The organism is Streptomyces sp. NPDC086077, assembly GCF_040686175.1.
GTDB lineage: Bacteria > Actinomycetota > Actinomycetes > Streptomycetales > Streptomycetaceae > Streptomyces.
In genome coordinates, this window is sequence record NZ_JBFBJT010000002.1 from 124,220 (window position 1) to 135,066 (window position 10,847).

The window sequence follows — 10,847 nt, forward strand, 5'->3', positions numbered from 1 at the left end:
TACCCACTTCCGGCCACCGCCACAGGCCCTCCCCGGCCGGCCGCCCGGGGATCCCGCGGAGGGGGCTGGGCATGACGGCGGGGGTGTCCTGCGGTTAAGGTCGCAGCGGCGCGACTGGCCCTGACGTGCGCGGGGCCCGGAGAGCGAGGGGAAGACAAGGTGGCTGACACTGTGGACGGTGCCCGTGGGGTGCTCATCGCCGCGGACAAGTTCAAGGGGTCGCTGACGGCCGTGCAGGTCGCCGAGCGGGTGACGGCCGGCCTGCGCCGCGTCGTGCCGGACCTCGCCGTCGAGGCGCTGCCCGTGGCCGACGGCGGCGACGGCACCGTGGACGCGGCGGTCGCGGCCGGTTTCGAGCGGCGTGAGGTGCGGGTCGCGGGGCCCCTCGGGGACCAGGTGACGGCCGCGTTCGCGCTGCGCGGTGACACCGCCGTCGTGGAGATGGCCGAGGCGAGCGGACTCCAGCGACTTCCGGCCGGGGTCTTCGCACCCCTGACGGCGTCCACGTACGGCTCGGGAGAGCTGCTGCGGGCAGCCCTCGACGCCGGGGCACGCACGATCGTCTTCGGGGTCGGCGGCAGTGCGACGACCGACGGTGGCGCGGGCATGCTGTCCGCGCTCGGCGCGCGCTTCCTGACGGCCGGCGGGGAGCCGGTGGCTCCGGGCGGCGGAGGGCTGGCCGAGCTGGCGTCCGCGGACCTGTCGGGCCTGGACGCGCGGCTCTCCTCGGTCGCACTGGTGCTGGCCAGCGATGTCGACAACCCGCTGACCGGGCCGAAGGGCGCGCCCGCGGTGTACGGCCCGCAGAAGGGGGCGTCCCCGGACGACGTGGCGACACTGGACGCGGCGCTGGGGCACTTCGCGAAGGTGCTGGAGCAGGCCGTGGGCCCCAAGGCGGGCGAGTACGCCGGGGCGCCCGGGGCCGGTGCGGCGGGCGGTATCGGGTACGGCGCCATGCTGCTCGGCGCACGCTTCCGGCCCGGCATCGAGGTCATGCTCGACGTGCTGGGCTTCGCGCCCGCCCTGGAGCGTGCCCACCTGGTGATCACCGGTGAGGGGTCGCTGGACGAGCAGACCCTGCACGGCAAGGCCCCGGCGGGCGTCGCCGCGGCGGCGCGGGCGGCGGGCAAGGAGGTCGTCGCGGTGTGCGGGCGGCTCGCGCTGACGCCGCAGGCGCTGGAGCGGGCGGGGATCCGGCGGGCGTACCCGCTGACCGAGATCGAACCGGACGTGGCGAAGTGCATCGCCGACGCCGGCCCGATCCTGGAGCGGACTGCGGAGCGCGTCGCGCAGGACCACCTGGTCTGAGCACTCCGCGTGAACGCTTCCGGCGGCTCCGGGGCCGCCATGACGTCAGGCCCCACCGCGGCCGCGTCGGCCGGCTGCGCCATCCGCAGGTCGGCGATCTGGACCTGCACTCGGACAAGCTCTCCCTCGACGGCGACGACGCGCTGATCCTGGTCGTCTTCCACGCCGAGCCCGGCAGCCGCAGCGCGGAGCTGCTGGACATCCTCGGCAGCCTCAGCGCCCCGCACCAGGACATGCCCGCCCACGAGCCCACCAAAAACAGTGAAGGGCCCCGAACCTCACAGGTTCGGGGCCCTTCACTGCACCGGTGACCGGGTGGTGTCAGCGCCTACGGCAGCTGCGCCGCCCGTGCCTCGCGCCGGTTGTCGCGGAAGTTGTTCACCCGGCGGGCCGTGGCGAACAGCGGGATCACCGCGCCCATGACCAGCTGGAGCGCACAGCCCGTCTGGAGCAGCAGCTGGCCGCTGGGGGCACCGAAGGCCCAGGCCACCAGCAGCCCCATGCTGAGCACGATCCAGGCGAGCATCGCGCCGGCCAGGCGGCCCCGCGGCTTCGGGTACTCGACGCGGCTCACCATCAGCCACGCGGTGCCCAGGATCGCCAGCAGCGTCGCCGCGAAGGGCAGCTCCAGAAGCACGATCGCGACGACCGTCAGCGCCCCGAAGGGGCTGGGCATGCCCTGGAACATGCCGTTGGTCGGCGTCACGCAGGAGAATCTCGCCAGCCTCAGCACCACGGCCAGCAGTACGACGATCGCGCCGACCGCCGCCACCCGCTGGTGCGCGTCGTCGGCGACCATGCCGTAGACCAGGACGAAGTACGCCGGGGCCAGGCCGAAGCTGATCAGGTCGGACAGGTTGTCCAGCTCGGCGCCCATGGGGGAGGAGCGGAGTTTGCGCGCGACCAGGCCGTCGAACAGGTCGAAGACCGCCGCGCAGAGCATCAGGATGACCGCGGTGGCGGCGCTGTGGCGGGCCATGCCGGTCTCCTGGCTGCCCGTGAGGTGCGGGATCAGGATGCCGGTGGTGGTGAAGTACACCGCCATGAAGCCGCACGTGGCATTGCCGAGGGTGAGGGTGTCCGCTATCGAGAGGCGGAGAGAGAGCGGCATCTCCTCCTCTTCGTCGGACTCCTCGGCCTCGGGCACCCAGCCCGCCTGGGTCTCCGGGTCAATCACGGTCAATTCGAGTCACCCCAGCCACGGTCTTCTGACCGACCTCGACCGCTACCTCCACGCCCTCCGGCAGATAGAGGTCCACGCGCGAGCCGAAGCGGATCAGTCCGATCCGGTCGCCCTGCTCGACCTTCGTGCCCTCGGGCACGTAAGGCACGATACGCCGGGCCACGGCGCCGGCGATCTGGATCATCTCGATGTCGCCGAGTTCGGTGTCGAAGTGCCACACCACCCGCTCGTTGTTCTCGCTCTCCTTGTTGAAAGCGGGAACGAAGCCACCCGGGACGTGCTCCACCGACGTCACGGTGCCGGCCAGGGGAGCGCGGTTGACGTGGACGTTCAGCGGGCTCATGAAGATCGCGACGCGGGTACGTCCGTCCTTCCACGGCATGATGCTCTGCACCACACCGTCGGCCGGCGAGATGACCCGGCCCTGGGCGATCTCACGCTCGGGGTCGCGGAAGAACCACAGCATCCCCGCCGCGAGCGCGGTGGCGGGAACGGCGACGGCCTTCGCGGCGCCGGAGTGGCGCGCACGGGCCAGGCTGAGGGCAGCGGTGGCGACGGTCGGCAGAAGCCACGGCGATGCTCCGCGCGCGAGGCGTACGCCGACCAGGCTGTCGCGAGGTGCAGAGGTTTGGCTGTGGGGCATGGATGACCTTCGTAGCGGATGATGCCGCGCTTCTGACGGGGGACGGCGGCTTTCCCGCGATCGTAGCGGCTAAGCGCCACAACTGGGTAAGCCAGGAAGCCGAGTCGGCGGCCGGAGAGTGCCTACGGGGTGTGATCTTCTTCTCGAAGAAAACACCCCGCTTCCGGACAATCAGCCCTGGAACCGATACTCTTCGAGCAGTCGCCGTCCGATGATCATTTTCTGGATCTCGGCGGTACCTTCACCGATGAGCAGCATCGGGGCCTCGCGGTAGAGGCGCTCGATCTCGTACTCCTTGGAGAAGCCGTAGCCGCCGTGGATCCGGAAGGCATCTTCCACGACCTCCTTGCAGTACTCCGAGGCCAGGTACTTCGCCATACCGGCCTCAAGGTCGTTTCGTTGCCCGGAGTCCTTTTTGCGCGCAGCGTTCACCATCATCGCATGCGCGGCCTCCACCTTGGTAGCCATCTCGGCGAGTTTGAACTGGATCGCCTGATGCTGCGCGATCGGCTTGCCGAAGGTGTGGCGCTGCTGGGCGTACTGGACGCCGAGTTCGAACGCGCGCTGGGCGACGCCGCAGCCACGTGCCGCCACGTTGACGCGGCCGACCTCCACGCCGTCCATCATCTGGTAAAAACCGCGTCCGGTGGCCCCGCCGAGCACGCGATCAGCGGGAATCCGCAGGCCGTCCATGATGAGCTCGGTGGTGTCGACACCCTTGTAGCCCATCTTGTCGATCTTGCCGGGAATGGTCAGGCCCGGGCGGACCTCGCCGAAGCCGGGTTCCTTCTCCACCAGGAAGGTCGTCATCGACTTGTGCGGCGCGGAACCCTCGGGGTGACCTTCGTCACTTCGCACCAGGACGGCGACGAGGGACGACGTACCCCCGTTGGTCAGCCACATCTTCTGACCGTTCAGGACGAATTCGTCGCCGTCCCGGACCGCCTTGGAGGTGATGGCCGACACGTCCGAGCCGAGACCCGGCTCGGACATCGAGAAGGCGCCGCGGATGTCACCGGCCGCCATCCGGGGCAGGTAGTGGTCCTTCTGCTCCTGCGTGCCGTGCTGCTTGAGCATGTACGCCACGATGAAGTGCGTGTTGATGATGCCGGACACCGACATCCAGCCGCGGGCGATCTCCTCGACACAGAGGGCGTACGTCAGGAGCGACTCGCCCAGACCCCCGTACTCCTCGGGGATCATCAGGCCGAACAGGCCCAACTCCTTGAGGCCGTCGACGATCGCCTGCGGGTACTCGTCGCGGTGCTCCAGCCCGGTGGCGACCGGGATGATCTCCTTGTCCACGAAGTCCCGGACCGTGGACAGGATCTCCTGCTGGACGTCGGTCAGACCGGCGGTCTGGGCGAGTCGCGCCATCGCTACTTCCCCTGTTCCTTTTCCTTGAGTTCGGGCCGGCCCGGCTGCTCGCCGCCGCGCTCCTTGATGTACGTCTCGGTGGGGACCATCACCTTGCGGCGGAACACACAGACCAGCGTGCCGTCCTGCTTGTAGCCCTTGGTCTCCACGTGCACGATGCCGCGGTCGTCCTTCGACTTCGACGGCCACTTGTCCAGCACGGTCGTCTCGCCGTAGAGCGTGTCGCCGTGGAAGGTCGGCGCCACGTGCCTGAGCGACTCGATCTCCAGGTTGGCGATCGCCTTGCCGGAGACGTCCGGCACGGACATGCCGAGCAGGAGGGAGTAGATGTAGTTCCCCACCACGACGTTCTTGCCGAAGTCCGTCGTCTTCTCGGCGTAGTTGGTGTCCATGTGGAGCGGGTGGTGGTTCATGGTGAGGAGACAGAACAGGTGGTCGTCGTACTCGGTGACCGTTTTGCCCGGCCAGTGCTTGTACGTCGCCCCGACCTCGAACTCCTCGTAGGTGCGGCCGAACTGCATCGCGCTCACGCCTCCGGAATCTCGAACTTGCCGGTGCGCCGCATGCCGGCGGCGCGGCCCTTGCCGGAGACGACCAGGGCCATCTTGCGGCTGGCCTCGTCGATCATCTCGTCACCGAGCATCGCCGAGCCCTTCTTGCCGCCCGCCTCGGACGTGTAGTAGTCGTACGCGTCCAGGATCAGCTCGGCGTGGTCGTAGTCCTCCTGGGACGGCGAGAAGATCTCGTTGGACGCCTCGACCTGGCCCGGGTGCAGCACCCACTTGCCGTCGAAGCCGAGCGCCGCGGCGCGCTGCGCGACCTCGCGGTAGCCGTCGACGTTGCGGATCTGGAGGTAGGGGCCGTCGATCGCCTGGAGGTCGTTGGCGCGGGCCGCCATCAGGATCTTCATCAGGATGTAGTGGTAGGCGTCCGCCGGGTAGCCGGGCGGCTGCTCGCCCACGACGAGCGACTTCATGTTGATGGAGGCCATGAAGTCGGCCGGGCCGAAGATGATCGTCTCGATCCGGGGCGAGGCCTGCGCGATCTCGTTGACGTTGTTCAGGCCCCGCGCGTTCTCGATCTGCGCCTCGATGCCGATCCGCCCGACCTCGAAGCCCATCGTCTTCTCGATCTGCGTCAGCAGCAGGTCCAGCGCGACGATCTGCTGGGCGTCCTGCACCTTCGGCAGCATGATGCAGTCGAGGTTGGGGCCCGCCCCCTCGACCACCGTCACGACGTCGCGGTAGGTCCACTCCGTCGTCCAGTCGTTGACGCGCACGACCCTGGTCTTGCCCGTCCAGTCGCCCTCGTTGAGGAACTTGACGATGGTGTGCCGCGCCTCCGGCTTGGCGAGCGGCGCGCAGGCGTCCTCCAGGTCGAGGAAGACCTGGTCGGCCGGGAGGCCCTGCGCCTTCTCCAGGAAGCGGGGGTTGCTTCCGGGGACCGCGAGGCAGGAGCGCCGCGGACGCAGACGGTTGACCGCATCAGAGGGGCCGGTCGCGGAGCGACCGTCACGCAGGGTGGTGGTGGGCGACGGGTGGGCGGTCATGCGGGGACCTCCAGGGGGTCGAGCTTGTTCGCTTTGCGGATCTCGTCGACGATACGGCCGATGATCCCGGTGATGTCGAAGTCCTTCGGGGTGAAGACCGCGGCCACTCCGGCGGCCCTGAGCTGCTCGGCGTCGCCGCTGGGGATGATCCCGCCGGCGATCACCGGGATGTCGGGCGCCCCGGCCTCGCGCAGCCGGTCCAGCACGTCCGGGACCAGCTGGGCGTGCGAGCCGGAGAGGATCGACAGACCCACGGCGTGCACGTCCTCCGCGAGGGCGGCGTCCACGATCTGCTCGGGCGTCAGCCGGATGCCCTGGTAGACCACTTCGAAGCCGGCGTCACGCGCGCGCACCGCTATCTGCTCGGCGCCGTTGGAGTGCCCGTCCAGGCCCGGCTTGCCCACCAGGAAGCGCAGCTTGCCGACGCCCAGGTCCTGAGCCGTCAGGTCCACCTTGCGGCGCACCTGGGACAGGGAGCTGCCCTCCTCGGCGGGGATGGCCACCGGCGCCGACGAGACACCCGTCGGGGCGCGGAACTCGCCGAACACCTCGCGCAGGGCCCCGGCCCACTCGCCGGTCGTGACCCCGGCGCGGGCGCACTCCAGGGTGGCCTCCATGAGGTTGCCGGTGCCCTTGGCGGCCTCCTTCAGGCGGTCCAGCGCCTTGCAGGGGCGGGGATGGTTGAAGGGCGGCTGGTAGCGGGTGTCGCGCCAGTTCTGGAGCGCGGTGACGACCCGGGCCTCGACCGCCGGGTCGACCGTGTGGATCGCGGTGTCCAGGTCGGCGGTCAGCGGGTTCGGCTCGGTCGTCTCGAAGACGTTCACGCCGATGATCTTCTCCTGGCCGGACTCGATCCGCCCCCGGCGCTCCGCGTGCGAGGCGACCAGCTGCGACTTGAGGTAGCCGGACTCGACGGCGGCCATCGCGCCGCCCATCTCCTGGATGCGCTCGATCTCGGCGAGGGAATCCGCGACGAGCTCACCCACCTTCGCCTCGACGACCGTCGAGCCCGCGAAGATGTCGTCGTACTCCAGCAGATCGCTCTCGTGCGCGAGCACCTGCTGGATGCGCAGGGACCACTGCTGGTCCCAGGGGCGGGGCAGGCCGAGTGCCTCGTTCCAGGCGGGCAGCTGGACGGCCCGCGCGCGGGCGTCCTTCGAGAGCGTCACGGCCAGCATCTCCAGGACGATGCGCTGGACGTTGTTCTCCGGCTGCGCCTCCGTCAGACCCAGGGAGTTGACCTGGACGCCGTAGCGGAAGCGGCGCTGCTTGGGGTTCTCGATGCCGTACCGCTCGCGCGTGACCTGGTCCCAGATCCGCCCGAACGCCCGCATCTTGCACATCTCCTCGATGAAGCGGACGCCCGCGTTCACGAAGAAGGAGATGCGGGCCACGACGTCCCCGAACTTCTCCTCGGGAACCTGCCCCGAGTCGCGTACGGCATCGAGAACCGCGATCGCGGTGGACATCGCGTACGCGATCTCCTGCACCGGCGTGGCGCCCGCCTCCTGCAGGTGGTAGCTGCAGATGTTGATCGGGTTCCACTTCGGGATGTGGGAGACCGTGTAGGCGATCATGTCCGTGGTCAGCCGGAGTGAGGGCCCCGGCGGGAACACGTGCGTCCCCCGCGACAGGTATTCCTTGACGATGTCGTTCTGGGTCGTGCCCTGGAGCTTGGTGATGTCCGCGCCCTGCTCCTCCGCGACGACCTGGTAGAGCGCCAGCAGCCACATGGCCGTGGCGTTGATGGTCATCGAGGTGTTCATCTGCTCCAGGGGGATGTCCTGGAACAGCCGGCGCATGTCACCGAGGTGACCGATCGGCACACCGACCCGGCCGACCTCGCCGCGGGCGAGGACGTGATCGGAGTCGTAGCCGGTCTGCGTCGGCAGGTCGAACGCCACCGACAGACCTGTCTGGCCCTTGGCGAGGTTGCGCCGGTACAACTCGTTGGACGCCTCGGCCGTGGAGTGACCGGCGTACGTGCGCATGAGCCACGGCCGGTCCTTCTGACGCTCAGTCATGCATCGCCCCTCAGATGTTCCGGAAGCGGTTGATCGCGTCGACGTGCTGGGCGCGCATCTCCTCGTCGCGCACGCCGAGGCCCTCCTCGGGCGCGAGGCACAGCACGCCGACCTTGCCCTGGTGGGCGTTGCGGTGGACGTCGTGGGCGGCCTGGCCGGTCTCCTCGAGCGGGTAGACCTTCGACAGCGTCGGGTGGATCTTGCCCTTGGCGACGAGGCGGTTGGCCTCCCAGGCCTCGCGGTAGTTGGCGAAGTGGGAGCCGATGATCCGCTTCAGGGACATCCACAGGTACCGGTTGTCGTACTGGTGGTCGTACCCGGAGGTCGAGGCGCAGGTGACGATGGTGCCGCCCTTGCGCGTGACGTACACGCTGGCGCCGAACGTCTCGCGGCCCGGGTGCTCGAAGACGATGTCGACGTCCTCGCCGCCGGTCAGCTCCCGGATGCGCTTGCCGAACCGCTTCCACTCCCGGGGGTCCTGGTGGTGCTCGTCCTTCCAGAACTCGTAGTCCTCGGCGGTGCGGTCGATGATCAGCTCGGCGCCCATCTTCCGGCAGATCTCGGCCTTCTGCTCGCTGGAGACGACACAGATGGGCGTCGCTCCGCCGGCGAGCGCGAACTGCGTGGCGTACGAGCCGAGTCCGCCGCTCGCGCCCCAGATGAGGACGTTGTCGCCCTGCTTCATCTGGGCGCCGTTGCGGGAGACCAGCTGCCGGTACGCGGTGGAGTTGACCAGGCCCGGGGCGGCGGCCTCCTCCCACGACAGGTGGGCGGGCTTGGGCATCAGCTGGTTGGACTTCACCAACGCGATCTCGGCGAGGCCGCCGAAGTTGGTCTCGAAGCCCCAGATGCGCTGCTCGGGGTCGAGCATGGTGTCGTTGTGGCCGTCGCTGGACTCCAGCTCGACGGACAGGCAGTGCGCGACGACCTCGTCACCGGGTTTCCAGGAGTTGACGCCCGGGCCCGTGCGCAGGACGACGCCCGCGAGGTCGGAGCCGATGACGTGGTACGGCAGGTCGTGCCGCTTGGTCAGCTCGCTGAGCCTGCCGTAGCGCTCCAGGAAGCCGAAGGTGGACAGCGGCTCGAAGATCGAGGTCCACACCGAGTTGTAGTTCACCGACGAGGCCATGACGGCCACCAGGGCCTCACCGGGGCCGAGTTCCGGCACCGGCACCTCGTCCAGGTGGATCGACTTGCGGGGGTCCTTGTCGCGGGTCTCGAGGCCCGCGAACATCTCCGTCTCGTCCTTGTGCACGGTGATCGCCCGGTACGACTCGGGGACCGGCAGAGCGGCGAAGTCGGCCGGCGTGGAGTCGGGCGACTGGATCGCGTCCAGGATGTCCTTAACGGTCACGGTGTTGCCTCCGGCGGTGAACGCCCCTGAGGGAGGGGACGCTGAGGGTTACGTCGGTGCTGCTGAGGGATGAGGGTGTGCCGTCGGTTCGGCGGGTGGTGCTCGTTCGGCAGCGCTTTGTGGCGCGGGAGGTCGCCTGTGACGCAGGCGTCCGGGCGCGCAGGCCGGGGAGGCTTGCGGGGACAGCCGGCGTACGAAAGGTCGCTGCACGCCGGCCGCCCGGACTACTTCAACGTATGGCACCCCGTGTCATCCGGCAAGGCACTGGGTGCCAGAACTTGCTCTCAGATGAAATCTTTACGTAACAAATGAGCGATGATCGATCGAATCGGGTCTCGGAACGCGCTGAAAACGTGCTCTGACATGCCAAAACGGCCACCCGGGCGGGTGGCCGTCGTCACAGCGCGGGGACGTTCAGCGGTCCTTGAGCGCTTCCTCGATGGTCCGCATGACCTCGTCGAGGGGGGCGTCGGTGCGGGCGACCGTCACCAGCACCTCGCCGTGCCCCGATACCGACGCGGGGGCCGGCCCAGGTGCCGTGGAACGCCCTATCCCGATGCCCGCCCCGAACGTCTTGCGCACGATCGCGAAGGCGTGGTCCAGCTGCGCCTCCACGTCCCCCTGGCCGCCCGCGCGCAGCCAGCGCCGCAGGACGTGGTTGTGCGCGGTGACGACGGCGGACGCGGCGACCTCGGCCAGCAGCGGGTCGTCGTTGGCGTCGTCGTCGTGCGCGTGCTCGTCGAAGTGGCCCAGCAGATAGCGCGTGAAAAGGCGCTCGTAGCGGGCCACCGAGGCGATCTCGGCCTCGCGCAGGGTGGGCACCTCGCGCGTGAGCTTGTAGCGGGCGACCGAGATCTCCGGCCGGGCCGCGTACATCTTCATGACTTCCTTGATCCCGCGGCACACGGTGTCGAGCGGGTGCTCGTGCGCGGGCGCCGCCTTGAGCACCGCCTCGGCCCGGATCAGGGTGTCGTCGTGGTCGGGGAAGATCGCCTCTTCCTTGGAGCGGAAGTGGCGGAAGAAGGTGCGGCGGGCGACCCCGGCCTGGGCCGCGATCTCGTCGACGGTGGTCGCCTCGTAGCCCTTGGTCGCGAACAGCTCCATCGCCGCGGCCGCCAGTTCCCGGCGCATTTTGAGCCGTTGGGCGGCGGCGCGACCGCCCGCGGCGCTCTCCGGCGCGTCGGGCGTGGCGGATGTACGTGAGGACCTGGCGGGCTGGGGCATGCCCTGAACGTACTGCATGTGCGCAGCTCGATGCGCAGGTCCGGGGTTTCCCCCGCCCCTGCCGGGCGGGGGAGTGCCGGGCCGGGCGGCCGGGGAACGGCTGCCCGGCTCCAGCAGCCCGCCCCACTCCCCGCCCGTCCTGAACCAGTCGCCGGGCCGGCCGGGCGGCCCCTCGGGGAGCGGGC

General features: G+C 69.5%; 10 protein-coding genes. 2 read left to right on the forward strand and 8 right to left on the reverse strand.

Features of this window, described 5'->3' with window-relative positions; translation table 11 throughout:
* Positions 1-171 precede the first annotated feature (171 nt).
* Positions 172-1,308 (forward strand): glycerate kinase, encoded by a 1,137-nt coding sequence (locus AB0O67_RS01105; protein ID WP_365444083.1) that lies wholly within the window; start codon positions 172-174, stop codon positions 1,306-1,308.
* Positions 1,239-1,619, forward strand: coding sequence for a hypothetical protein (locus AB0O67_RS01110; protein ID WP_365444054.1), 381 nt, complete (start codon positions 1,239-1,241; stop codon positions 1,617-1,619). The genes AB0O67_RS01105 and AB0O67_RS01110 overlap by 70 nt, the downstream gene beginning before the upstream one ends.
* A gap of 17 nt (positions 1,620-1,636) precedes the next feature.
* Here the strand turns inward: AB0O67_RS01110 and pssA are convergent, their stop codons facing one another.
* From pssA to AB0O67_RS01150, 8 genes are all read right to left on the reverse strand, one after another.
* Positions 1,637-2,491, reverse strand: a complete 855-nt coding sequence (gene pssA, locus AB0O67_RS01115; RefSeq protein WP_365444057.1) for a CDP-diacylglycerol--serine O-phosphatidyltransferase — start codon at positions 2,489-2,491, stop codon at positions 1,637-1,639.
* Positions 2,478-3,134 (reverse strand): phosphatidylserine decarboxylase, encoded by a 657-nt coding sequence (locus AB0O67_RS01120; RefSeq protein WP_365444060.1) that lies wholly within the window; start codon positions 3,132-3,134, stop codon positions 2,478-2,480. The genes pssA and AB0O67_RS01120 overlap by 14 nt, the downstream gene beginning before the upstream one ends.
* Positions 3,135-3,305: 171 nt before the next feature.
* Positions 3,306-4,511 (reverse strand): acyl-CoA dehydrogenase family protein, encoded by a 1,206-nt coding sequence (locus AB0O67_RS01125; protein WP_365444063.1) that lies wholly within the window; start codon positions 4,509-4,511, stop codon positions 3,306-3,308.
* A 2-nt stretch (positions 4,512-4,513) separates the two neighbouring features.
* The gene (locus AB0O67_RS01130) at positions 4,514-5,032 is read right to left on the reverse strand and encodes a MaoC family dehydratase (RefSeq protein WP_365444086.1); all 519 of its coding nucleotides are present in this window, start codon (positions 5,030-5,032) and stop codon (positions 4,514-4,516) included.
* A gap of 5 nt (positions 5,033-5,037) precedes the next feature.
* On the reverse strand, positions 5,038-6,060 hold the full coding sequence (locus tag AB0O67_RS01135; protein WP_365444066.1) for a CoA ester lyase: 1,023 nt from the start codon (positions 6,058-6,060) through the stop codon (positions 5,038-5,040).
* Entirely contained in the window at positions 6,057-8,084 is a 2,028-nt protein-coding gene (locus AB0O67_RS01140; RefSeq protein ID WP_365444069.1) for a protein meaA, read from the reverse strand. Before AB0O67_RS01140 ends, AB0O67_RS01135 begins: the two co-directional genes overlap by 4 nt.
* A 10-nt stretch (positions 8,085-8,094) precedes the next feature.
* The gene (gene ccrA, locus AB0O67_RS01145) at positions 8,095-9,438 is read right to left on the reverse strand and encodes a crotonyl-CoA carboxylase/reductase (RefSeq protein ID WP_365444072.1); all 1,344 of its coding nucleotides are present in this window, start codon (positions 9,436-9,438) and stop codon (positions 8,095-8,097) included.
* Positions 9,439-9,852: 414 nt separating this feature from the next.
* The gene (locus AB0O67_RS01150) at positions 9,853-10,662 is read right to left on the reverse strand and encodes a TetR family transcriptional regulator (RefSeq protein ID WP_365444089.1); all 810 of its coding nucleotides are present in this window, start codon (positions 10,660-10,662) and stop codon (positions 9,853-9,855) included.
* Positions 10,663-10,847 lie beyond the last annotated feature (185 nt).